This window comes from Enterobacter sp. ECC-219 (genome assembly GCF_043966805.1).
In the GTDB taxonomy this organism is placed as follows: Bacteria; Pseudomonadota; Gammaproteobacteria; order Enterobacterales; family Enterobacteriaceae; genus Enterobacter; species Enterobacter cloacae_N.
Genome location: NZ_CP143680.1, coordinates 2453384 through 2476131, shown reverse-complemented (window position 1 = coordinate 2476131; position 22748 = coordinate 2453384). Strand labels below are relative to the sequence as shown.

Below are 22748 nucleotides of genomic sequence, written 5' to 3'. Positions count from 1 at the left end.
GAACCGATATGCGGAGGCTGTCATGCGTATTGCATATGCAGTTGTTTCGATCATGCTTATTGCTCCCCTGAGCTGGGCCGGAAATATGACCTTCCAGTTCCGTAACCCTAACTTTGGCGGCAACCCCAACAACGGTGCCTTTCTGCTGAATCAAGCCCAGGCACAAAACTCCTATAAAGATCCGAGCTATCAGGATTTTACCGTTGATACCCCTTCCGCACTGGATAACTTCACCCAGGCTATCCAGTCGCAGATTTTAGGGGGATTGCTGACCAACATTAATACCGGCAAACCCGGCCGAATGATGACCAACGACTTTATTGTCGACATCGCCAACAGGGACGGACAGCTCCAGTTGAATGTGACCGATCGTAAAACCGGAAAAACCTCCACCATAGAGGTTTCCGGCCTGCAAAATAATTCAACTGACTTTTAAACAATAGCTAAATAAGGACAACGATCATGCAGCGCTTCCTGATATTTGTTGCAGTGTGCTTATTGAGCGGTTGTTTAACTGCTCCACCTAAAGAAGCTGCAAAACCAACATTAATGCCCCGGGCCCAGAGTTATCGTGATTTAACCCATTTGCCTTCACCTACGGGCAAGATATTTGTCTCGGTATACAACATTCAGGATGAAACCGGGCAATTTAAGCCTTACCCGGCAAGTAACTTCTCCACCGCGGTGCCGCAAAGCGCCACCGCCATGCTGGTGACCGCACTGAAGGATTCGCACTGGTTTATACCGCTGGAACGCCAGGGGCTTCAGAACCTGTTAAATGAACGCAAAATCATTCGCGCCGCGCAGGAGAATGGCACCGTCGCGGACAATAACCGGATGCCTCTGCAGTCGCTGGCCGCCGCAAACGTGATGATTGAGGGTTCGATTATCGGTTACGAGAGTAACGTAAAATCGGGCGGCGTTGGGGCGCGCTACTTCGGTATCGGCGCGGATACCCAGTACCAGCTCGACCAAATTGCGGTTAACCTGCGCGTCGTTAACGTCAGTACCGGTGAAGTGCTCTCCTCGGTCAACACCAGCAAAACGATACTGTCTTATGAAGTTCAGGCTGGGGTATTCCGCTTCATCGACTACCAGCGTCTGCTGGAGGGTGAAATTGGCTACACCTCTAACGAACCGGTCATGATGTGTCTGATGTCAGCCATTGAAACCGGCGTGATCTTCTTAATTAACGATGGTATCGATCGCGGGCTGTGGGATCTGCAAAACAAAGCGGACGTGCAGAACCCGATCCTGGTGAAATACCGTGATATGTCGGTGCCTCCGGAATCCTGACAGGCAGCGCATAAAAAAGGCGAGATGATTATCTCGCCTTTTTTTATTCACTCACCGCGGTGATGTTTTGCGTTTTTTCCCGTCGCGCCGCCAGCCAAAGGCCGCTGTTCTTCATGGCGTAGCCAAACAGCAGTCCCAGCGCCAGGGAAGGAACCACCAGCTTCCAGTCCCCCTGCCCGGCGAAGGTCGCGCAGGCCCCCATAAAGGTGCCCGGCACGAACGACAGCAGCAGATGCTTCGCCTGGATGCACATCAGGAAGGCGACAACCCCCGTCATGACGTACCCCAGCATCTCCAGATGCGGCGCCAGCGCGCTGCCCTTCATGATGACCAGCGCCCAGATCACGCCGCTCATCAGCGTGCAGCCTGAGATAAAGAGCCCTTTCAGCCCGCCCTGAGGACAGGCGAAATAGGCCGTGCAGCCCAGGAAGCCGGCCCAGCTTAATAAACCGAGAGACACCGCTACCCATCCCCAAACACCGGAGAGAATGCCTGTCGTGATCGCAATACAAAGTAATATGTTCATGGCGCGCATCTTAGCAGATGCGCGCCATAGAAATGAGATCGAAAGCACAGTACGTGCATGTGGAAATGTATCGTTGCAGAATTTTTGTGATGAAAATCACTCTTCAGCTTCTTCTTCCAGCTCGTCCCACATTGCTGCGATGGCGTCACGCGTCAGCGGGGCCAGCGTTCTCCAGAACGGAGAGGTGGCATGGGCCTCCACTTTACCCAGAAAGGTTCCGACCCACGGCAGCAGATACGTCTCGAAGAGGATCCCGATGGCTTCATTTTCATCGTCGCCTGCGTTGTCTTCGATCCAGGAGGCTGCCAGCAGCAGCGTACCGATATGATCGGCTGGCGTATCGCTCAGCGGCATCCCGCGTTCGGAGAGAAATGCCCGCACTTCCGCTTCGGTCGCCCCTTCCTGCCAGGCAGAACGATACGGCGACACGCGGCACTCTTCGCCTACGAACAGCGCGTTGTAGTCCGTTGAGATCTGCTGCATATCGCAGCTTTTCTGCAGGCGTTCCAGTAACTCATCCTGTTCCAGCGGCCAGTTCTGCGCCAGCTTACCTTCGCGAATCAGCGTAAACAGCGGAACCAGCAGCGGATCCTGCGGCTGGCGATAATAGAGGGAGCCCAGCACGCGGCAAAGGATGGAGAATTCATTCATTATTTTATTCCGTTATTCAATTAAAGATCGGCAAATTCATCAATCGGCGCCATGCCGCGCGACTCAAGGAAATCGAGCATACGACGCGGCGTGACGTTCAGGATGCGTTCTTCCGGGAAATCCACATCCTGCAATATTTTCAGGCACTCGCTGAAATCCCCCAGCGTGAAGGCCGTGTGCGAATCAGAGCCCAGCGCCACCATGCCACCCGCATTACGCACGGCGGCAGCCACTTCGCGACAGTTGGCTTCACTGCCCTTACGCGAGTGCACGAACGAGGAGTTATTAATCTCCAGCGCCACGCGGTGTTTCGCCGCGGCCTGCGCCACGGCCTGAATATCAATCGGGTACTTCGGGTTGCCCGGGTGGCTAATGATATGCACATTGCCGCTGGCAATGGTGGCAATCATCGCCGCGGTATTAGTCTCTTTATCCTGCGGCGGGAAAACCGGCTCATGGAAACCGGCGAGGATCAGATCTAAGGAGGTCAGCATCGGGCCGGTGCAGTCAATTTCACCGTCGGTGTTTTTGATGTTCGCCTCAATGCCGCGCAGTATCCCGATGCCGTCCACCAGACGCGGCCAGATACGCATATTCACAAAATGCCAGTAGTGCGGCGCATCCGCCATATCCGGGCCGTGATCGGTTATCGCAAATAGCTTGATGCCTTTAAGCTTCGCCTGAGCGATATAATCATGGAGGTTGCTATACGCGTGGGTACTGGCGACGGTGTGCATATGCAGGTCAACGGGATACATCTTTCTCTCCTCTGCGTTTTTTCCAAAGGATAGCAGTTATCAGCGGCGAATATTAGCAAAAACCCGGCGAACGCCGGGTTTCTCTCAGTAGCCGCGCTGTCTGTCGACCTGCCCGGTAACCGGGTTACCCTTCTCTATTTCACCGATCGTGTGCGAGATATAGGCCACCGCCTCGGCCGGTCGCGTGACGGCGGCCACGTGCGGCGTCATGGCCACGCGCGGATGTCGCCACAGCGGGCTTTCCTCCGGCAGCGGTTCACGGCTGTAAACATCCAGCATGGCGCCTTTAAGCTTCCCGCTGTCCAGCGCCTTCAGCAGATCCGGCTCGACCAGATGCACCCCGCGCGCCAGGTTCATCAGGTAGCTCTGATCGACCAGCTGATTGAGCAAGGCTTCATTGATGATCCCTACCGTTTCCGCCGTATTGGGCAGCAGGTTGATCAGCACGCGCGTGCCGCTCAGGAAGGCCGGAAGCTCATCCGTTCCGGCAAAACTCTCAACGCCCGGATAATCCTTACGGCTGCGGCTCCAGCAGCGCAGCGGGAAGCCCCACGGGGCAAGCGCTTCAGCCACTTTTGAGCCCAGCACGCCGGCGCCGAGGATGCCGATTGTAAAATCTTCGCGACGGTAATCCGGCAGCGGCTCCCAGTGGGCCTGCTGTTTAAAGGCTTGATAATCGTCGAAGCGGCGGAACCAGTGCAGCACCTGGCTCACGGCATATTCCTGCATTTGCTGCCCCATTCCGGTATCTTCCAGGCGGAACAGAGGGATCTCTTCCGGCAGCATTTCAGGGTGTGCCTTCAGTTTGCTCAGAATGGAATCCACGCCAGCCCCGAGTGCAAACACGGCCTTCAGCTTACGGCCCTGAAGCATTTCCACCGGAGGATGCCAGACCAGCGCGTAGTCGGCATGTTCGTTATCGCCCCGCTTCCATTCACGAACGCGAGCGCCCGGCAGCGCCGCAGAAAGCGCTTCAATCCAGTAAGCCGTATCAAAAGTGGGGTGATAGAAGAGTATATCCATAGTCATTCCTGCCTTTTATTGCGCTGATTTAGTTTGCTTTTTAACTGGACGGTCAGCATAGCAAATTTATTGCGCGACTGTGTTGTTGATAAAAAAGACGCTTTCAGCACATTTAAGAATCATGTTGCCTGAAGTTTGTCTAAACGCGCTAAATTACTGAAAAAGTGAGTTGACGGCAGTTCGGCTTTTCCTTACATTAGCGCCCGTCCCGACAACAACGGGATGACAATATGGTGAGGTGTCCGAGTGGCTGAAGGAGCACGCCTGGAAAGTGTGTATACGGCAACGTATCGGGGGTTCGAATCCCCCCCTCACCGCCATATTTGAGATGAGAGCTCGTACGAAAGTACGGGCTTTTTTCTTTTATATTCTCCATAAGGGGGGGATGAGAACCCCCGACCGGGGTTCGACAACTGGCGCAGCCAGTTGGACAGACTGAGAGCGTAGCGAACAGGCTGCCCGCAGGGCGAGCGAAGCGAGTCAATCCCCCCCTCACCGCCATATTTGAGATGAGAGCTCGTACGAAAGTACGGGCTTTTTTCTTTTATATTCTCCGTAAGGGGGGGATGAGAATCCCCGACCGGGGTTCGACAACTGGCGACAGCCAGTTGGACAGACTGAGAGCGTAGCGAACAGGCTGCCCGCAGGGCGAGCGAAGCGAGTCAATCCCCCCCTCACCGCCATATTTGAGATGAGAGCTCGTACGAAAGTACGGGCTTTTTTCTTTTATATTCTCCATAAGGGGGGGATGAGAATCCCCGACCGGGGTTCGACAACTGGCGCAGCCAGTTGGACAGACTGAGAGCGTAGCGAACAGGCTGCCCGAAGGGCGAGCGAAGCGAGTCAATCCCCCCCAGTGCTATAAGCAGCTCGGTGCGGTCTGAGCCCCTCACCCTAACCCTCTCCCCAAAGGGGCGAGGGAATTGTTTACTGCTCGCATTAGTTTCTGGGGATTCCTCAGCCCGCAAGGCAAGGGGATTGTTACTCTTCCACCATCCGGGCATATTCTTCGGTAAGAAAATCCACCAGCGTTCTGACCGACGGCAGCAGACCGCGCCGGGAAGGATAAACCGCGTGAATCACTTCCCGTCTGGGTTCCCATGCGTCCAGCACCCGCACCAGTTCCCCTGATGCCAGCTGATCCTTGACCATCAAAATCGGCAGCTGCACGACCCCTACCCCCGCCATTGCCGCCTCACGCAGCGCCAGCATGTCGGTGGTAATCAAGCGCGGCGTAAAGTGAATCTCCGCTTTTGCCCCGTCCGGCCCGCCCAGTTCCCATTTATGCAGCTGCTTTCCCGCCCCCATGCTCAACCCCGGCCATTCGCTCAGCTCAGAGGGCACGGCAGGGTTGCCCATCTGCTCAATCAGCGCAGGGCTCGCCACCAGGCAGTGCCCCCTGTCTGCCAGCACTCTTAACACCAGATCGCTGTCGTCAAAGGGACGTGGACGAACGCGGATCGCCACGTCAATGCCCTCGCCCACCAGATCGACCCGCCGGTTGGTGGCCTCAAGCTGAAGATTGATCCCCGGATAGCGCGCCATAAACCGCGCCAGCATCGGCCCCACGTGAACGTGCAGCAAGGTTACCGGGCAGGTGATCCTGACCACACCGCGCGGCTCGGCCTGTAAAGCCGCCACCGCCTCTTGCGCAGCTTCGGCCTCCACCATCATCGCTTTACAGTGCTGATAGAAGGTCTGCCCGACTTCGGTCACCGTAAACTGCCGCGTAGTGCGCTGTATCAACCGCACGCCAAGCCGCTCTTCCAGCTGAGCAATCCGGCGGCTCAGTTTCGACTTGGGCTGATCGAGCGCCCGACCCGCCGCCGCAAACCCACCATGGTCCACCACCTTCACAAACCACGCGAAATCATTGAGATCCTGCATACGCCCTCATCGTTCCATTTTCAGAACAGTGAATGTCAATTTCACTATCTACCGGGATATTAACCCTGAATATAAGCTAATTACATCAACAGAACATCAGGAGCTCATCATGAAAAACGTAACAGGCGTTTATACCGCACCTCGTCCGCACTGGGTCGGTGACGGTTTCCCGGTTCGTTCAATGTTTTCTTACCAGACGCACGGCGAGCCGCTGAGCCCGTTCCTGCTGTTGGACTACGCCGGACCGTACACCTTCCCGGCGGACGGCGCGAAACGCGGCGTGGGCGAGCATCCTCATCGCGGCTTTGAAACGGTCACTATCGTCTACTCCGGGGAAGTGGAGCACCGCGACTCAACCGGCAGAGGTGGCGTTATTGGCCCGGGCGACGTGCAGTGGATGACGGCAGGCGCAGGCATCCTGCACGAGGAGTTCCACTCCAGCGCCTTCGCGCTGAAAGGTGGCGAGCTGAAAATGATGCAGCTGTGGGTCAACCTGCCGGCGAAAGACAAATTGGCGGCACCGGGCTACCAGAGCATCACCAAAAGCGATATCCCGGTTGTGACGCTACCGGATAACAGCGGCACCCTGCGGGTGATTGCCGGTCGCTACGACGAGGTTACCGGCCCTGCGCACACTTTCTCACCGCTGAACGTCTGGGACATCGCGCTGAACCAGGGAAGCCATCTGACGCTCAATCAGCCCGAAGGCTGGAGCACCGCGCTGGTCGTGCTTGAAGGCAACATAACGGTGAACGGTACAACGCAGGCAGGTGAAGCCCAGCTGGTCGTATTGAGTCAGGAAGGCAACAAGCTGCACCTGGAGGCGAACAGCGATGCCAAAGTGCTGCTGATGGCCGGCGAGCCGCTGAATGAACCCATCGTGGGCTATGGCCCATTTGTGATGAACAGTAAAACCGAGATCGCGGAAGCCATTCGTGATTTCAATTCCGGCCGCTTCGGCCAGATCTGAACGTAATAAAGGAGCGCAATATGTCTACCCCTGCAAACTTCAACGGTGCACGTCCGGTCATTGACGTAAATGATGCCGTCATGCTGCTTATCGACCACCAGAGCGGGCTGTTCCAGACCGTCGGCGACATGCCCATGCCGGAGCTGCGCGCCCGTGCGGCGGCGCTGGCAAAAATTGCCACGCTGGCGAAGATCCCGGTGATCACCACGGCCTCCGTTCCACAGGGACCGAACGGCCCGCTTATCCCGGAGATCCACGCCAACGCGCCTCATGCCCAGTATGTGGCACGCAAAGGTGAGATCAACGCCTGGGATAATCCGGAGTTCGTGGCGGCGGTAAAAGCCACCGGTCGCAAGACGTTAATTATTGCCGGCACGATCACCAGCGTCTGCATGGCCTTCCCGTCCATCAGCGCGGTGGCGGATGGCTATAAAGTATTTGCGGTGATTGATGCTTCCGGCACCTACAGCAAAATGGCGCAGGAGATCACCCTGGCACGTGTGGTCCAGGCAGGCGTTGTGCCGATGGATACCGCCGCGGTGGCCTCTGAGATCCAGCGTACCTGGAACCGTGAGGACGCGGCTGAATGGGCTGAGGTGTATACCCACATCTTCCCGGCTTACCAGCTGTTGATCGAAAGCTACGGCAAAGCACAGGAAGTGGTTAAAAACAGCGAAGTGCTCGATTCACAGCGTTAATCCCCTGCTCCACGGCGTAAAAACCGTGGAGCTGATTAATGCTTAACCGAACAGGCACTAAAGCTGAAAATCTGCTTGACCGTGTTAGCGCAACTCCCTATAGTAGCGCCCCGTTGCCCCCCAAGCGGTCAGGCAACAAAACAATATGGTGAGGTGTCCGAGTGGCTGAAGGAGCACGCCTGGAAAGTGTGTATACGGCAACGTATCGGGGGTTCGAATCCCCCCCTCACCGCCATATTTAAAGAAGAGCTCGCATGAAAATGCGAGCTTTTTTTTCGCATGTAGCTCACCTGCAGGGGGGGATGAGAACCCCCGACCGGGGTTCGACAACTGGCGGCAGCCAGTTGGACAGACTGAGAGCGAAGCGAACAGGCTGCCCGCACAAAAACGCCGGGAGCGTTTTTGAACAACGCCTGCGTTGGCCCCGAAGGGGCGAGGCCCATGGATGGGCCGAGTAACGGCGAGCGAAGCGAGTCAATCCCCCCCGGTGCGGACTGAGCCGCCTAAGCGACAAAAAAAAGCCCGAACTAATGCACGGGCTTTTTTTATTCTATTCCTTAGCTATTCAACTTCCCTGCCGGCTGATTTCTTTCAAGAGACGATATCTGCTCAGGCTGAACATCATCCTCATCCTTACGCCCATCAAGCCAGTAATCCGCATTTTTAATCCCCAGACGCACCGGATCAAACTGTGGATCCAGCCCCTGCGCATTCTGAATTTCATAATCCTTCAGACTAACAAACGCTTTTTTATGCAGCAGAACAATGGCAATAATGTTGAGCCATGCCATCAGCCCTACGCCAATATCCCCCAGTCCCCAGGCCAGATCCGCGGTACGAACCGTCCCATAGACCGTAGAGGCCATCAGACAGAGCTTGAGCAGAAACGTCAGCCACGGGCGGTGAATTTTACGGTTGATGTAGGCGATATTGGTTTCGGCAATATAGTAGTAGGCAATAATCGTGGTGAAGGCAAAGAAGAACAGCGCAATGGCAACAAAGTAATTACCAAAGCCCGGCATCATACTTTCCATCGCCGTCTGCACGTAGCCAGGACCTGCGGCCACGCCTGCAATTCCCGTATAAAGCGCGGCGCCGTCGACGCCCTGGACGTTATACAGCCCGGTAATCAGCAGCATAAACCCGGTCGCAGAGCAGACAAACAGCGTGTCGATATAGACCGAGAATGCCTGTACCAGCCCCTGCTTCACCGGATGGCTCACCGCCGCCGCGGATGACGCATGCGGCCCGGTCCCCTGCGCCGCTTCGTTAGAATAGACGCCGCGCTTAACACCCCACATAATCGCCTGACCGAGGATGGCGCCAAAGCCTGCTTCCAGGCCGAACGCGCTTTTCCAGATCAACAGAATAACCGAAGGGAGCTGGTTAATATTAATGGCAATAATCACGCAGGCGACAATAATATAGCCCAGCGCCATAAATGGAACGACCATACTGCTAAAGCTGGCGATCCTTTTCACGCCGCCGAAAATAATAAAGCTTAACAGCACAGCAAGTAATGCCGCGGTCACGTTCGGACTCAGACCAAAGGCAATATCCAGGCTCGCACCAATTGAGTTTGCCTGCACGCCCGGAAGTAATAACCCGCAGGAGAAAATAGTCACAATGGCAAATAACCATGCGTACCACTTAACGCCTAAACCTTTTTCAATATAAAAGGCAGGACCACCACGATATTCGCCGTTAATTTTTTCTTTATAAACCTGACCCAGGGTGGATTCGACAAATGCTGAACTGGCGCCTAAAAAAGCGACAATCCACATCCAGAAAAGCGCGCCCGGACCGCCAAAAGTAATTGCCGTGGCCACACCAGCGATATTCCCTGTCCCCACGCGGCCTGCCAGCGTCATCGTCAGCGCCTGAAACGACGACACGCCTGCATCCGTAGGACGCCCCTGAAACATCAGGGTAATCATGTGTTTCATATGGCGTAACTGCAGAAAGCGGCTACGAAGAGAGAAATAGAGGCCAACACCCAGACATAAAAATATTAACGCAGGGCTCCAGATTACACCATTAATAGCACCAACCAGTTCGTTCATGTATGACCCTCAGCGTGATGTTGCGGGGGAACGGATCCCCAGTTGTGTTTCTTCTTAGAATTTTGTTCGAACAAGTACGAAACATAGATAACTCCCCTGAAGACACAACTTAATTTTTACTCCGTAGTAATGTTCTGTGACAACATTCACGTTTGATTTTCAATTAACGATTAGCGCGATCATTATCTTCATAGATATTTTGTGGGTATTATAAACATATGTCACACTTCTACCGCTCAAATAAAAAGCAGCCATAAAAAATTAATAATCGAAATGGTTAATTATCAATAACAGGTGAATTCTGCAAAGAATAAAAGACGCTTCCCGGCATGACGCCGGGAAGAAATTACAGGAAAGCGGCAAAACGATAATGCTTTACCTTTAGTCGGAATAGACCTGCAGCGTGCGCTGACACAGCGCTGAACGCACGCAGTCCTCTTTGGTGAAGCGTACCACCCCAATCATCTCATCTTCCTCAAAACGTGACATAGCGTCGCTCAGCCCGGATTTTACGCCGGACGGCAGGTCACACTGGGTAATATCGCCGTTAACGATAACCGTCACGTTCTCCCCGAGGCGCGTTAAGAACATCTTCATTTGCGCAGCGGTCACGTTCTGAGCCTCGTCAAGAATGACGACCGCATTTTCAAATGTACGTCCGCGCATATAGGCGAACGGCGCGATTTCCACCTTGCCAATCTCTGGCCGCAGGCAGTACTGCATAAAGGATGCACCCAGTCGCTTCACCAGCACGTCATAAACGGGCCTGAAGTAAGGGGCAAACTTCTCCGAAATGTCTCCGGGCAGGAAGCCGAGATCTTCATCCGCCTGCAGTACCGGACGGGTAACAATAATGCGCTCCACGTCCTTATGAATCAGCGCTTCCGCCGCTTTGGCCGCACTGATCCACGTTTTCCCGCATCCGGCTTCACCGGTTGCAAAGATGAGCTGTTTACTCTCGATAGCATTCAGGTAGTGCGCCTGAGCCTCATTGCGCGCCACAATTGGAGAATTATCACGGCTGTCTCGGGCCATGCCAATTGCTTCTACGCCACTCATCTGCACAAGCGAGGTGACCGATTCTTCTTCACGCTGTTTATGGCTACGTGAGTCCCGTCTCAGCACACGTTTTGCTTCGCGACGAGCTTTGATCACTGCTTTTTGTCTTCCCATGGATAGCACCTTGAGTTGTTGGTATTCATCACACGCGCCAGCTTCGGCACGATTATGCGCACGAACATCAGAGGGTTGGCTTCCTTGTAAGCCATTGCTTGCTTTATCAGATGACGATACGGAACAGCTACGCGCACCGTTCTGCACGTCGGTCGAATCAGATTCTTGAGGAAGGGGGGAGAATTTAGTGGTGAGGAAATCGCTGCCGGAGTCTGAGCCTCCGCGCCGGGTGCTGCGGTTGTTATGTTTACCTTGTCCAGTACAGGACGCAACCATTCGCGATCTCCATAGTGATTCAGCATCACTGCCGGGAACTACCGCTGTCTTATCTTAAGTACATCAGGAGTTATCATAAATGCAACATTTATTTTACCTGAATGCAACTTTTCAGACTGCTCCTGCAGCGGATTCAGTCTTATATAGAAATATTACAGAAATATAACAATATGTTAGTCATATGAAAAAATAATGTCCCTGCGAACTATCGCAGGGACAATTATCAGGCTTCGAGCAGCCCTTGAGCGAGATACGCACCAGCATCGCGCGCGCCGGGCAGGGCAAAGAAATAGCCGCCGCCGATGGGCTTAATGTACTCTTCCAGCGCTTCACCGTTTAACCGCTTCTGCACCGTCAGGAAACCTTTCTCCAGATCGTGCTGATAGCAGACGAACAGCAGCCCCATATCAAGCTGCCCGGAGTTGGTTACGCCCAGCGAATAGCTGTAACCACGGCGCATCATCAGGCTGGACTGCGTCTCTTTGGTGCGCGGGTTAGCAAGGCGAATATGGCTGTCGAGCGCGATAACGTCGCCATCCGGATCGCTCGCATAGTCAGGCACATCATGCTCGTGCTTCATACCCAGCGGCGCCCCGCTCTGCTTGTCGCGGCCGAAAATCGTCTGCTGCTCTTTCAGCGGCGTGCGGTCCCAGAACTCCACGTGGAACTGGATAATCCGCACCGCCTGGTAGCTGCCGCCCACTGCCCACGCCGGTTCGCCCTGATCGGCAGTGACCCACACCACCTCCTTCATAAGCGCACCATCGTGACTGTCCGGGTTGGCCGTACCGTCCTTAAAGCCCAGCAGGTTCACCGGGGTCTCTTTCCCCTTGCTGCGCGCGGCGTGATCGGAGATAAACCCTTCCCGCTTCCAGCGCACGCTCAGCAGATCCGGCGTGTGCTTGATGATATCGCGCAGGGCGTGGATCACCGTATCCTGGGTATTGGCGCAAATCTGCAGGAGCAGGTCGCCGTGGCACAGCGCCGCGTCGAGGGAGTCATTCGGGAAACGCGTCATTTTTTGCAGCGCTTTTGGCTTCTGCTTTGCCAGGCCATAGCGGCCATCAAACAGCGACTCCCCCACCGACACGGTGATGGTCAGGTTATCCGGCGCGATAAACGCCCCGAGGATACCGGAATCCATCGGCGGCAGGCGCGGGTTTGGCGTCTCCGGTGCCGGACCGCCCGCGGTAAGAAACGCGATGCGCGCCGTCAGCAGGCGGAACAACCGCTCCAGATCCGCCTTATCGCTGGCCAGCGAATCAAAGGCCACCAGCATCATGGAAGCCTGTTGCGGCGTCAGAATGCCCGCCTGGTGCTCACCGTAAAACGGCTGCGTCTCCATCCGGGCATCCGGAGACAGCGTGCCGGGAGCGCTTTGCGGTTTCGCCGCATGCGCAACCGGGCAGCCACCTGCCAGGGCAAGCGCGCCGCCCAGCGCCCCGACCCCTTTTAACAAACGACGTCGGGAAGGTTCCGCCACGTCGTGCTCGTCATGCTTGTTCATCGTGCTTAGTCCAGACCCAGTACGCCGCGCAGCAGGGAGAGATCTTCCGCCAGGGTCGTAATCGGGCCTTTCAGCGCATTACGGTCAGCGTCGGTCAGCTTGTCGTAGGTTTCGAACCCGTCTTTGGTGCGGTATTTCGCCAGAATGGTGTCCACTTTTTTGAAGTTGGCATCCACTTTCGCCAGCAGTTCGCCGTTCTCCTTCTGCAGCTGAGGACGCAGCAGGTCGACAATTTTCTGCGCGCCGTCGACGTTGGCCTGGAAGTCCCACAGGTCAGTATGGCTGTAGCGATCTTCTTCCCCGCTGATTTTGCTCGCGGCCACTTCTTCAATCAGCCCCGCCGCGCCGCCCACCACTTTTGACGGCGGGAAGGCCAGCTCGCTGATGCGCTTTTGCAGCTCCAGCACGTCGGCGTTCAGCTGCCCGGCATATTTCTCCATTCCTTTGGTGGAGTTATCGCCAAACAGGGCTTTTTCCAGACGGTGGAAGCCGGTGAATTTCGGATCGGCGGCCTTCTGCTCGTAGTCGTCTTCACGGGCATCAATGCTGCCGTCAAGGTCAGAGAACAGTTCGGCAATCGGCTCGATGCGCTCGTAGTGCTGGCGGGTTGGCGCATACAGGGATTTCGCTTTTTCGATATCGCCCGCTTTCACCGCGTCGGTGAAGGCTTTGGTGCCCGTAACCAGGTCCGCCGTCTCTTTGGTGACGTAGGCTTTATAGGCGGTGATGGCGTCGCCCAGGCTCAGCAGGGCCGTGCCTTTGGCGGCGTCCGCCGTCGCTGCACCTTTGACGATCAGCTTGCCTTTCGGATTGGTCAGCAGGCCGCAGGTCATGTCGTATTCACCCGGCTGCAGGTTGGCGGTCATCTTCTGGCTGAAGCCCGGGGCGATATTCTCGCGCTCTTCCACCACCATCACGCCTTTGAGGATCTCCCACTCCAGTGCCTTCTGGCTATGGTTCTGAATGATAAACTGGGTTTTCCCGCTGTTAACCGTGATGGTCATCGGATCGCACTGCTTATCGTTAACGGTGACTTTCACCTGCGGAATCTCCGCAGCCTGCGCGGTGAAGGCAGAAGCGAACAGCGCGGCAATGCCTGCGCACAATGCACTACGACGAAACTGAATTGCCATGACTCTTCCCTTAAAAAGTATGTTGTAACTAAAACGATAATTACGGCGCAACGCGCGACGTCTGCGAACCGGTACGCGGCGGCATTGCAAACAGCACCAGAGCCGGAACCAGATAGATAAAGTACATCGCCACTTCGCTGACGCTCGGCGTTTCCTGGTAGCCGAAAATGCCTTCAAGCAGGGTGCCGGTCAGTGAATGGGTGGAGAGGACGTTGCTGAGATCGAACGCCACGCCCTGGAAGTGGTTCCACAGGCCCGCCTCGTGGAAGGCACGGATCGCCCCTGCCGCCAGCCCCGCGGCCACCAGCAGAATGAACAGGCTGGTCCATTTAAAGAAGGCGCCCAGGTTAAGGCGAATGCCGCCCCAGTAGAGCAGGAAGCCCAGCACCACCGCCGTTGCCAGACCGAGCATGGCGCCCAGCGGCGGCCAGATACCCACGTCCTGCTGGAATGCCGCCAGCAGGAAGAAGACCGATTCCAGCCCCTCGCGCGCAACGGCGAAAAAGACCATCATAATCAGCGCCCAGCCGTGGTGATTCCCCTTCTGCAGGGCGTTATCCACCGCCTGCTCCAGCTGCACCTTCACGTTGCGGGAGACTTTGCGCATCCAGAACACCATCCACGTCAGGATGAACACCGCAATCACGGCGACGATACCTTCAAACAGCTCTTGCTCTTTCTGCGGGAATTCGCCGGTGGTTTCATTGATGAGGATACCTAAACCCAGGCAGAGCGCCGCGGCAAGGAAAACGCCAACCCACATCACGCCAATCCAGCGCCCTCGCTGGGTGCGCTTCAGATAACTGGCGATAAGGCTGACAATCAGGGCCGCTTCAAGGCCTTCACGTAACATAATGAGAAATGGAACAAACATGCCGACACCTTAAATGTTTATCGCGGTCAACTGATGCAAAGAAAGGTAAATTCTTGTGATAGTGATTATCATTACGGCGAAAAGAAACACAAGCGAAATGTGTGGTGATTTGATGACGAGTTGTAAACGCAAAGCCTGTTAATAGTTACCACCGTTACCGTTAAGTTTATAAGTTATAATAAAAATGCCCATTTACGGTTAACCAGCGCTGTGGCTAAATATCCGCCTCAAAAACCAACTGAAAATAACCCATGTTTAAGATTGTTCATTTCCTGCTGGCGCTGGTGATTATTCTTGCGCTCGCCTGGCTGGTGAGTTTCGACCGCCGAAAAATTCGCATTCGTTATGTTTTACAGCTGATAGTTATTGAAATTGCGCTGGCGTTCTTTTTCCTGCACGCCGAAAGCGGACTTTTCCTGATTAAATATGTTTCCGGCTTCTTTGAGTCACTGCTGAAATTTGCCTCGGAAGGGACGAATTTCGTCTTTGGCGGAATGGGTGAAAAAGGGCTGGCGTTTATTTTCCTCGGCGTGCTTTGCCCGATTATTTTCATTTCAGCGCTGATTGGTATTCTCCAGCACTGGCGGATCCTGCCGATTTTTATTCGAATCATCGGCACGCTGCTGTCAAAACTGAACGGCATGGGCAAGCTGGAATCCTTCAATGCGGTGAGCTCGCTGATCCTCGGCCAGTCGGAAAACTTCATTGCCTATAAAGGCGTGCTGGGGGATCTCTCCTCACGTCGCCTGTTCACCATGGCGGCCACGGCCATGTCGACGGTCTCCCTGTCGATTGTCGGCGCCTATATGACCATGCTCGACGCCAAATTTGTCGTTGCCGCGCTGATCCTGAACATGTTCAGCACCTTTATTATTCTCTCGGTTATTAACCCGGTGCGTCCGGAAGCCGAGCCGGATATCAAGCTGGAGAAGCTGCACGAATCTCAGAGCTTCTTTGAAATGCTCGGCGAGTATATTCTGGCCGGTTTTAAGGTGGCGATGATTATTCTGGCAATGCTGATTGGCTTTATCGCCCTCATCAGCGCGGTTAACGCCCTCTTCTCCAGCGTATTCGGCATGAGCTTCCAGCAGATCCTGGGCTATGTGTTTTATCCGCTGGCGTGGCTTATCGGTATTCCGCTGAGCGATGCGCTCAATGCGGGCAGCATTATGGCAACCAAGCTGGTGGCAAATGAATTTGTGGCGATGATTGAGCTGCAAAAAATTGCCCATGAAATGTCACCGCGCGGGCTGGGCATTTTGTCCGTCTTCCTGGTGTCGTTCGCGAACTTCGCCTCCATCGGCATCGTCGCCGGGGCGATTAAGGGGCTGAACGAGCAGCAGGGTAACGTGGTGTCGCGGTTTGGTCTGCGCCTGGTGTACGGTGCGACGCTGGTGAGCCTGCTGTCGGCGAGCTTTGCGGGATTAGTGCTGTAAATTGCTTTGCTACAAAACAACAACGGCGGGATTTCCCGCCGTTTTTTATTAAAACTGCACGCACACCGGCTGGTCGACGCGCATCACCGACTCCTGCGCGAAGCGTGACTTATAAATCCCGCGCAACGCTTCGATATTCTTCTCGCTCTGGGCATCTTTCCCGTGGATCAGCATCAGCGCCTTGCTCGGCTCGCGCGCCACTTTCCCGTCATTCCCCAGCCACTGGCCGCGCGCATCAAACACCGTTAAGCCATCGCGAAAGCGCGGCGTCACGTCCTGGTCAACAAACTGCTGCCACTCGTTGCCGGTAATCTGCGCCCCTGCCGGGCGATTTAAGCCGAAATAGAGCGTGGTCTGCTGCATCTGGTTATCCGCTTTGCAGGTCTCTACCGCTGCGTGTTGCGATGGCGCGTTGCAGCCAGCCAGCATCAATATTGCCGCTGCCATTACCCCTGTTTTGATGATCATGCTTCGCTATCCTCATTGTTATAAGCACAGCGATATCAACGTAAATTGCAGAATTTAGCAAGAGAGGTTTATTCCCTCTCCCCTTTGGGGAGAGGGTTAGGGTGAGGGGAAAATTACTCTGCCTGAAGCTTAGTCGGCGGCGCAGTGTGGTAATGCGCGTCCGCTTCCGCAAAGCGCTTCTGCATGGAGGCTGACGGCGCTTTACCCAGCAGGCTGAACACCACAATACCGATGCTGCCGAAGAGGAAGCCCGGAATGATTTCGTACAGGCCCAGCCACGCGAACTGTTTCCAGACGATAACGGTAACCGCACCGATGATCATTCCCGCCAGCGCGCCGTTGCGGGTCATGCGTGACCACATGACGGAGAACAGGACGACCGGACCAAACGCGGCGCCAAAGCCCGCCCACGCGTAGCTCACGAGGCCCAGCACACGGTTTTCCGGGTTGGCCGCCAGCGCAATCGCCACCAGCGCTACCACCAGCACCATAAAGCGCCCTACCCACACCAGCTCTTTCTGGCTCGCGTCTTTACGCAGGAAGGCCTTGTAGAGGTCTTCGGTGATTGCGCTGGAGCAGACCAGCAGCTGGCAGCTCAGGGTGGACATCACCGCCGCCAGGATCGCGGAGAGCAGAATGCCGGCAATCCACGGGTTGAACAGAATTTGCGCCAGCTCGATGAACACGCGTTCGGCGTTCTGGTTCACCGCGCCCGCCTGCGCCGGGTTATTGTTGAAGTACGCGATACCGAAGAAGCCGACCGCGCACGCCCCCGCCAGACACAGGATCATCCACGTCATGCTGATGCGACGGGCGTGAACGATGGTGTGGTGAGAATCCGCCGCCATAAAGCGCGCCAGAATGTGCGGCTGACCGAAGTAGCCCAGACCCCAGCCCATCAGGGAGACGATGGCAACGAAGTTGAGCCCTTTCAGCATGTCGACGTTTTCGATGCTCTTCTGCTTGATCACTTCAAGCGACTCGCCAAAGCCGCCGACGGTGAAAATCACAATCACCGGGGTCAGGATCAGGGCGAAGATCATCAGGCTCGCCTGCACGGTATCGGTCCAGCTTACCGCCAGGAAACCGCCCACGAAGGTATAGAGGATGGTCGCCGCGGCACCGGCCCACAGGGCGGTTTCGTAGCTCATGCCGAAGGTGCTTTCGAACAGACGCGCGCCGGCCACAATGCCGGAGGCACAGTAGATGGTGAAGAACAGCAGGATGACTACCGCAGAGATAATGCGCAGGATGCGGCTGTTGTCTTCAAAACGTCCGGTGAAGTAATCCGGCAGCGTCAGGGCGTTGTTGTTGGCCTCGGTATGCACGCGCAGACGGCCTGCCACCAGCTTCCAGTTGATCCACGCGCCGACGGTCAGGCCGATGGCGATCCAGCTTTCGGAAATACCAGAGATGAAAATCGCGCCCGGCAGCCCCATCAGCAGCCAGCCGCTCATGTCGGAGGCACCCGCAGAGAGTGCGGTAACCATCGGGCCTAAACTGCGGCCGCCAAGAATGTAGTCGTCAAAGTTCTTCGTCGAACGCCATGCCAAAAACCCTATCAGGATCATGCCAAAAATATAAACGAGAAATGTCACCAGCATCGGTGTGCTAATAGCCATTCAAATTCTCCAAAATGTCGAGCGACAGCCGTCCGGGCTGCCTTGTTATGTCATCACCGGAACGTAGTGATGTGTGTATGTGTTTCCGTTGGGCGCGCTATCCTGCCGTATGCGCATCCCGCTGACAAACGATTTAACACTGCATTTACATCAAATTCATCCCCGGTTTGATACGAGTTTCCTATAGGTTGCACTCGCTCACGCTTTTACGGGTTGCACCTTTGAAAAGTGTTAACTCCCGCATAAAAACAGGCTTCCCGCACAAAAGCCAGCGCGTTTTTCCAGCTAACCATTCATTAACAATCCATTCATTTTCCGGGTTGCAAACCAGGTCACATTTAACACGGTTGCACAAAGTTGCAACATGGTGGATATTTCACGCTATCTACAGAACGCTATTACAGAACAACAGGAGTTTTGGCATGGGGATGACCACCATGGGGGTTAAGCTGGATGACGCGACCCGCGAACGGATTAAGACCGCAGCAACCCGCATTGACCGCACACCGCACTGGTTAATCAAGCAGGCGATTTTCAACTATCTGGAAAGGCTGGAGAGCGAAGAAGGCCTGCCGGAGCTGCCTGCACTGCTGGCGGGCGCAGCGAACGAAAGCGACGACGCCGCGACGGCGGTGGAAGAGAATCACCAGCCGTTCCTCGAATTTGCCGAGCAGATCCTGCCGCAGTCCGTCAGCCGCGCCGCCATTACCGGCGCCTACCGCCGTGCAGAAACCGATGCCGTGCCGATGCTGCTGGAGCAGGCCCGCCTGCCGGAAGCCATTGCCGCCCAGGCGCACAGCCTGGCGTATCAGTTAGCCGACAAGCTGCGCAACCAGAAAACCGCCACCGGCCGCGCCGGGATGGTTCAGGGTCTGCTGCAGGAGTTTTCCCTCTCTTCACAGGAAGGCGTGGCGCTGATGTGTCTGGCGGAAGCGCTGCTGCGTATTCCGGATAAAGCCACCCGCGACGCGCTGATCCGCGACAAGATCAGCAACGGCAACTGGCACTCCCACATTGGCCGCAGCCCGTCGCTGTTCGTCAACGCGGCGACCTGGGGCCTGCTGTTTACCGGCAAGCTGGTCTCCACCCATAACGAAGCCAACCTCTCCCGCTCCCTGAACCGCATCATCGGTAAGAGCGGCGAGCCGCTGATCCGCAAAGGCGTGGACATGGCAATGCGCCTGATGGGCGAGCAGTTCGTCACCGGGGAAACCATTGCCGAAGCGCTGGCGAACGCCCGCAAGCTGGAAGATAAAGGTTTCCGCTACTCCTACGACATGCTGGGCGAAGCGGCCCTGACCGCCGCCGACGCGCAGGCCTACATGGTCTCTTACCAGCAGGCGATCCACGCTATCGGTAAAGCGTCCAACGGTCGCGGTATTTATGAAGGTCCTGGCATCTCCATTAAGCTCTCCGCCCTGCACCCGCGCTACAGCCGCGCGCAATATGACCGCGTAATGGAAGAGCTCTACCCGCGCCTGAAGTCCCTGACCCTGCTGGCGCGCCAGTATGACATCGGCATTAACATCGACGCCGAAGAGGCCGACCGTCTGGAGATCTCTCTCGATCTGCTGGAAAAACTGTGCTTCGAGCCGGAGCTGGCAGGCTGGAACGGCATTGGCTTCGTTATCCAGGCCTACCAGAAGCGCTGCCCGTTCGTCATTGATTACCTGATTGACCTGGCCAGCCGCAGCCGCCGTCGCCTGATGATCCGTCTGGTGAAGGGCGCCTACTGGGACAGCGAAATCAAACGCGCCCAGATGGAAGGGCTGGAAGGCTATCCGGTTTATACCCGCAAGGTTTACACCGACGTCTCTTACCTCGCCTGTGCGAAAAAGCTGCTCGGCGTGCCGAACCTGATCTATCCGCAGTTCGCCACCCACAACGCCCACACCCTGGCCGCCATTTACAGCCTCGCGGGTCAAAACTACTATCCTGGGCAGTACGAGTTCCAGTGCCTGCACGGCATGGGTGAACCGCTTTACGAGCAGGTGACCGGGAAAGTGGCGGACGGCAAGCTGAACCGCCCGTGCCGCATCTATGCTCCGGTGGGGACCCACGAAACCCTGCTGGCGTACCTGGTGCGTCGTCTGCTGGAAAACGGCGCGAACACCTCCTTCGTTAACCGCATCGCCGACACCACCCTGCCGCTGGACGAGCTGGTGGCCGATCCGGTGCAGGCCGTAGAGAAGATGGCGGCGCAGGAAGGCCAGATTGGCCTGCCGCATCCGAAGATTGCCCTGCCGCGCGAGCTGTATGGCGCCGGTCGCGTTAACTCGGCGGGTCTGGATCTCGCCAACGAACACCGTCTGGCGTCCCTCTCCTCTGCCCTCCTCAACAGCGCGCTGCAGAAGTGGCAGGCCAAACCGATGCTGGAGCAGCCCGTTGCAGACGGCGAAATGCAGCCGGTGATCAACCCGGCAGAGCCAAAAGACATCGTCGGCTACGTGCGTGAAGCCACCGAAGCGGAGGTTGACCAGGCGCTGGACAGTGCGGTGAACAACGCACCAATCTGGTTCGCCACCCCGCCGCAGGAGCGTGCCGCCATTCTGGAACGCGCCGCGGTGCTGATGGAAGATCAGATGCAGTCGCTCATCGGCATTCTGGTGCGCGAAGCGGGTAAAACCTTCAGCAACGCCATCGCCGAAGTGCGCGAGGCCGTTGACTTCCTGCACTACTACGCCGGTCAGGTGCGCGATGATTTCGATAACGAAACCCACCGTCCGCTGGGTCCGGTCGTCTGTATCAGCCCGTGGAACTTCCCTCTGGCGATCTTCACCGGCCAGATTGCCGCCGCTCTTGCCGCAGGCAACAGCGTGCTGGCAAAACCGGCAGAGCAAACCCCGCTGATTGCCGCGCAGGGCATCAACATTCTTCTGGAAGCCGGCGTGCCGGCGGGCGTGGTCCAGTTGCTGCCGGGCCGCGGTGAAACCGTCGGCGCTAAGCTGACCTCCGATAACCGCGTGCGTGGCGTGATGTTTACCGGTTCGACCGAAGTGGCCTCCCTGCTGCAGCGCAATATTGCGACCCGTCTGGATGCGCAGGGCCGTCCTACCCCGCTCATCGCGGAAACCGGCGGCATGAACGCCATGATCGTTGACTCCTCTGCCCTCACCGAGCAGGTAGTGGTCGACGTGCTGGCCTCCGCGTTCGACAGCGCTGGTCAGCGCTGCTCCGCCCTGCGCGTGCTGTGCCTGCAGGACGACGTGGCGGACCACACGCTGAAGATGCTGCGCGGTGCGATGGCCGAATGCCGCATGGGCAACCCGGGCCGTCTCACCACCGACATCGGACCGGTGATCGACGCGGAAGCCAAAGCCAACATTGAAAACCACATTCAGGCCATGCGCGCGAAAGGTCGTCCGGTGTTCCAGGCGGTGCGCGAGAACAGCGAAGATGCCCGCGAATGGCGGACCGGCACCTTTGTGCCACCAACGCTGATTGAGCTGGCAAGCTTCGACGAGCTGAAAAAAGAGGTCTTCGGCCCGGTGCTGCACGTGGTGCGCTACAGCCGTAACAACCTCAAGGAGCTTATCGATCAGATCAACGCCTCCGGCTATGGTCTGACGCTCGGCGTGCATACCCGTATCGACGAAACCATTGCGCAGGTCACCGGCAATGCCAAAGTCGGCAACCTGTACGTTAACCGCAACATGGTTGGCGCAGTCGTGGGCGTGCAGCCGTTCGGCGGCGAAGGCCTATCCGGCACCGGTCCAAAAGCGGGCGGCCCGCTCTACCTGTACCGCCTGCTGGCGAACCGTCCGGAAAACGCCCTGGGCGTCACCCTGGCGCGCCAGGACGCAAGTTATCCGGTGGATACACAGGTGAAAACCGTGCTGACGCAGCCGCTGGAGGCGATGATCGCCTGGGCGGAAAAACGTCCTGAGCTACGTGCGGTTGCCCGGCAGTACGGGGAGCTGGCGCAGGCGGGCACCCAGCGCCTGCTGCCGGGGCCAACCGGCGAGCGCAACACCTGGACGCTGATGCCGCGCGAGCGCGTGCTGTGCGTGGCCGATAACGAGCAGGACGCGCTGGTGCAGCTGGCCGCGGCGATGGCAACCGGCTGTGAGGTGCTGTGGCCGGAAGATGCGCTGCATCGCGATCTCGCCAAACAGCTGCCGAAAGCGGTCTCTGCCCGCATTCGCTTCGCGAAGGCCGATGCCCTGCTGACCCAGCCGTTTGACGCCGTGATTTACCACGGCGATTCCGACCAGCTGCGCGAGCTCTGCGAGCAGGTGGCAGCCCGCAGCGGGGCGATTGTTTCGGTGCAGGGCTTCGCCCGCGGGGAAACTAACCTGCTGCTGGAGCGCCTGTACGTGGAGCGCTCGCTCAGCGTCAACACCGCGGCGGCGGGGGGTAACGCCAGCCTGATGACAATCGGCTAACG

General features: G+C 56.8%; 18 protein-coding genes, 2 tRNA genes and 3 other RNA genes. 11 read left to right on the top strand and 12 right to left on the bottom strand.

Annotated features, from left to right (window positions below; translation table 11 throughout):
- Positions 1 to 22: 22 nt before the first annotated feature.
- Positions 23 to 436: a curli production assembly/transport protein CsgF gene (gene csgF / locus V1603_RS11615; RefSeq protein ID WP_116340728.1), complete on the top strand. Its 414-nt coding sequence runs from the start codon at positions 23 to 25 to the stop codon at positions 434 to 436.
- A 26-nt stretch (positions 437 to 462) separates the two neighbouring features.
- The gene (gene csgG, locus V1603_RS11610) at positions 463 to 1296 is read left to right on the top strand and encodes a curli production assembly/transport protein CsgG (protein WP_028012674.1); all 834 of its coding nucleotides are present in this window, start codon (positions 463 to 465) and stop codon (positions 1294 to 1296) included.
- Between the two features lie 43 nt (positions 1297 to 1339).
- On the opposite strand, the gene V1603_RS11605 is transcribed toward csgG, so the two are convergent.
- From V1603_RS11605 to ghrA, 4 genes are all read right to left on the bottom strand, one after another.
- Positions 1340 to 1822 (bottom strand): DUF1097 domain-containing protein, encoded by a 483-nt coding sequence (locus tag V1603_RS11605; protein WP_162874951.1) that lies wholly within the window; start codon positions 1820 to 1822, stop codon positions 1340 to 1342.
- Positions 1823 to 1918: 96 nt separating this feature from the next.
- Positions 1919 to 2473 carry a molecular chaperone gene (locus tag V1603_RS11600; RefSeq protein ID WP_116340732.1) on the bottom strand — a complete coding sequence of 185 codons (555 nt, stop codon included), beginning with the start codon at positions 2471 to 2473 and terminating at the stop codon, positions 1919 to 1921.
- Between the two features lie 20 nt (positions 2474 to 2493).
- Complete coding sequence (locus tag V1603_RS11595) at positions 2494 to 3231, bottom strand: phosphatase (RefSeq protein ID WP_166710743.1); 738 nt, start codon at positions 3229 to 3231, stop codon at positions 2494 to 2496.
- A gap of 84 nt (positions 3232 to 3315) precedes the next feature.
- Complete coding sequence (gene ghrA, locus V1603_RS11590; RefSeq protein ID WP_116340734.1) at positions 3316 to 4254, bottom strand: glyoxylate/hydroxypyruvate reductase GhrA; 939 nt, start codon at positions 4252 to 4254, stop codon at positions 3316 to 3318.
- A 232-nt stretch (positions 4255 to 4486) separates the two neighbouring features.
- Here ghrA and V1603_RS11585 point away from each other — a divergent pair.
- The 4 genes from V1603_RS11585 (at position 4487) to V1603_RS11570 (ending at position 5118) form a co-directional block, all read left to right on the top strand.
- Positions 4487 to 4574: transfer RNA gene (locus tag V1603_RS11585), tRNA-Ser, on the top strand.
- A gap of 44 nt (positions 4575 to 4618) precedes the next feature.
- A non-coding RNA gene (locus V1603_RS11580) (RtT sRNA) lies at positions 4619 to 4755 on the top strand.
- A gap of 44 nt (positions 4756 to 4799) precedes the next feature.
- Positions 4800 to 4937: non-coding RNA, RtT sRNA (locus tag V1603_RS11575), on the top strand.
- Between the two features lie 44 nt (positions 4938 to 4981).
- Positions 4982 to 5118: non-coding RNA, RtT sRNA (locus tag V1603_RS11570), on the top strand.
- Between the two features lie 117 nt (positions 5119 to 5235).
- Here V1603_RS11570 and V1603_RS11565 read toward each other — a convergent pair.
- The gene (locus tag V1603_RS11565; RefSeq protein WP_116340736.1) at positions 5236 to 6141 is read right to left on the bottom strand and encodes a LysR family transcriptional regulator; all 906 of its coding nucleotides are present in this window, start codon (positions 6139 to 6141) and stop codon (positions 5236 to 5238) included.
- 109 nt (positions 6142 to 6250) lie between these two features.
- Between V1603_RS11565 and V1603_RS11560 the strand changes: the two genes are divergently transcribed.
- The 3 genes from V1603_RS11560 to V1603_RS11550 all read left to right on the top strand — a co-directional run bounded on the left by V1603_RS11560 (position 6251) and on the right by V1603_RS11550 (position 8044).
- The gene (locus tag V1603_RS11560) at positions 6251 to 7111 is read left to right on the top strand and encodes a pirin family protein (RefSeq protein WP_395313953.1); all 861 of its coding nucleotides are present in this window, start codon (positions 6251 to 6253) and stop codon (positions 7109 to 7111) included.
- A 20-nt stretch (positions 7112 to 7131) separates the two neighbouring features.
- A complete protein-coding gene (locus tag V1603_RS11555; protein WP_025755865.1) occupies positions 7132 to 7809 on the top strand; it encodes an isochorismatase family protein in 678 nt (225 codons plus the stop codon).
- Positions 7810 to 7956: 147 nt separating this feature from the next.
- Positions 7957 to 8044 (top strand) — tRNA-Ser (locus V1603_RS11550).
- 322 nt (positions 8045 to 8366) lie between these two features.
- Here the strand turns inward: V1603_RS11550 and V1603_RS11545 are convergent.
- The 5 genes from V1603_RS11545 to efeU form a co-directional block, all read right to left on the bottom strand.
- Positions 8367 to 9872: a sodium:alanine symporter family protein gene (locus tag V1603_RS11545; protein WP_116340740.1), complete on the bottom strand. Its 1506-nt coding sequence runs from the start codon at positions 9870 to 9872 to the stop codon at positions 8367 to 8369.
- Between the two features lie 381 nt (positions 9873 to 10253).
- Positions 10254 to 11045 (bottom strand): phosphate starvation-inducible protein PhoH, encoded by a 792-nt coding sequence (phoH, locus tag V1603_RS11540; RefSeq protein ID WP_029740192.1) that lies wholly within the window; start codon positions 11043 to 11045, stop codon positions 10254 to 10256.
- A gap of 499 nt (positions 11046 to 11544) precedes the next feature.
- Positions 11545 to 12828: an iron uptake transporter deferrochelatase/peroxidase subunit gene (efeB, locus tag V1603_RS11535; protein WP_316378892.1), complete on the bottom strand. Its 1284-nt coding sequence runs from the start codon at positions 12826 to 12828 to the stop codon at positions 11545 to 11547.
- 5 nt (positions 12829 to 12833) lie between these two features.
- Entirely contained in the window at positions 12834 to 13961 is a 1128-nt protein-coding gene (gene efeO, locus V1603_RS11530) for an iron uptake system protein EfeO (protein ID WP_116340747.1), read from the bottom strand.
- 40 nt (positions 13962 to 14001) lie between these two features.
- Complete coding sequence (gene efeU / locus V1603_RS11525) at positions 14002 to 14835, bottom strand: iron uptake transporter permease EfeU (RefSeq protein ID WP_192983067.1); 834 nt, start codon at positions 14833 to 14835, stop codon at positions 14002 to 14004.
- Between the two features lie 251 nt (positions 14836 to 15086).
- Between efeU and V1603_RS11520 the strand changes: the two genes are divergently transcribed.
- Complete coding sequence (locus tag V1603_RS11520) at positions 15087 to 16271, top strand: NupC/NupG family nucleoside CNT transporter (RefSeq protein WP_047368266.1); 1185 nt, start codon at positions 15087 to 15089, stop codon at positions 16269 to 16271.
- 48 nt (positions 16272 to 16319) lie between these two features.
- Here V1603_RS11520 and V1603_RS11515 read toward each other — a convergent pair whose 3' ends face one another.
- Positions 16320 to 16739: a DUF3574 domain-containing protein gene (locus tag V1603_RS11515; protein ID WP_395313952.1), complete on the bottom strand. Its 420-nt coding sequence runs from the start codon at positions 16737 to 16739 to the stop codon at positions 16320 to 16322.
- 113 nt (positions 16740 to 16852) lie between these two features.
- Complete coding sequence (putP, locus tag V1603_RS11510) at positions 16853 to 18361, bottom strand: sodium/proline symporter PutP (RefSeq protein WP_116340753.1); 1509 nt, start codon at positions 18359 to 18361, stop codon at positions 16853 to 16855.
- Between the two features lie 422 nt (positions 18362 to 18783).
- On the opposite strand from putP, the gene putA reads away from it, so the two are divergent.
- Positions 18784 to 22746, top strand: a complete 3963-nt coding sequence (gene putA, locus V1603_RS11505; RefSeq protein WP_233002339.1) for a trifunctional transcriptional regulator/proline dehydrogenase/L-glutamate gamma-semialdehyde dehydrogenase — start codon at positions 18784 to 18786, stop codon at positions 22744 to 22746.
- Positions 22747 to 22748 lie beyond the last annotated feature (2 nt).

Coding starts and splice junctions, on each gene's coding strand:
- V1603_RS11515 (WP_395313952.1), bottom strand. CDS start 16,739: ATGATCATCAAAACAGGGGTAATGGCAGCGGCAATATTGATGCTGGCT.
- V1603_RS11600 (WP_116340732.1), bottom strand. CDS start 2,473: ATGAATGAATTCTCCATCCTTTGCCGCGTGCTGGGCTCCCTCTATTAT.
- phoH (WP_029740192.1), bottom strand. CDS start 11,045: ATGGGAAGACAAAAAGCAGTGATCAAAGCTCGTCGCGAAGCAAAACGT.
- V1603_RS11605 (WP_162874951.1), bottom strand. CDS start 1,822: ATGAACATATTACTTTGTATTGCGATCACGACAGGCATTCTCTCCGGT.
- V1603_RS11520 (WP_047368266.1), top strand. CDS start 15,087: ATGTTTAAGATTGTTCATTTCCTGCTGGCGCTGGTGATTATTCTTGCG.
- putP (WP_116340753.1), bottom strand. CDS start 18,361: ATGGCTATTAGCACACCGATGCTGGTGACATTTCTCGTTTATATTTTT.
- V1603_RS11595 (WP_166710743.1), bottom strand. CDS start 3,231: ATGTATCCCGTTGACCTGCATATGCACACCGTCGCCAGTACCCACGCG.
- efeO (WP_116340747.1), bottom strand. CDS start 13,961: ATGGCAATTCAGTTTCGTCGTAGTGCATTGTGCGCAGGCATTGCCGCG.
- V1603_RS11565 (WP_116340736.1), bottom strand. CDS start 6,141: ATGCAGGATCTCAATGATTTCGCGTGGTTTGTGAAGGTGGTGGACCAT.
- V1603_RS11560 (WP_395313953.1), top strand. CDS start 6,251: ATGAAAAACGTAACAGGCGTTTATACCGCACCTCGTCCGCACTGGGTC.
- efeB (WP_316378892.1), bottom strand. CDS start 12,828: ATGAACAAGCATGACGAGCACGACGTGGCGGAACCTTCCCGACGTCGT.
- V1603_RS11555 (WP_025755865.1), top strand. CDS start 7,132: ATGTCTACCCCTGCAAACTTCAACGGTGCACGTCCGGTCATTGACGTA.
- putA (WP_233002339.1), top strand. CDS start 18,784: ATGGGGATGACCACCATGGGGGTTAAGCTGGATGACGCGACCCGCGAA.
- V1603_RS11545 (WP_116340740.1), bottom strand. CDS start 9,872: ATGAACGAACTGGTTGGTGCTATTAATGGTGTAATCTGGAGCCCTGCG.
- efeU (WP_192983067.1), bottom strand. CDS start 14,835: ATGTTTGTTCCATTTCTCATTATGTTACGTGAAGGCCTTGAAGCGGCC.
- csgF (WP_116340728.1), top strand. CDS start 23: ATGCGTATTGCATATGCAGTTGTTTCGATCATGCTTATTGCTCCCCTG.
- csgG (WP_028012674.1), top strand. CDS start 463: ATGCAGCGCTTCCTGATATTTGTTGCAGTGTGCTTATTGAGCGGTTGT.
- ghrA (WP_116340734.1), bottom strand. CDS start 4,254: ATGGATATACTCTTCTATCACCCCACTTTTGATACGGCTTACTGGATT.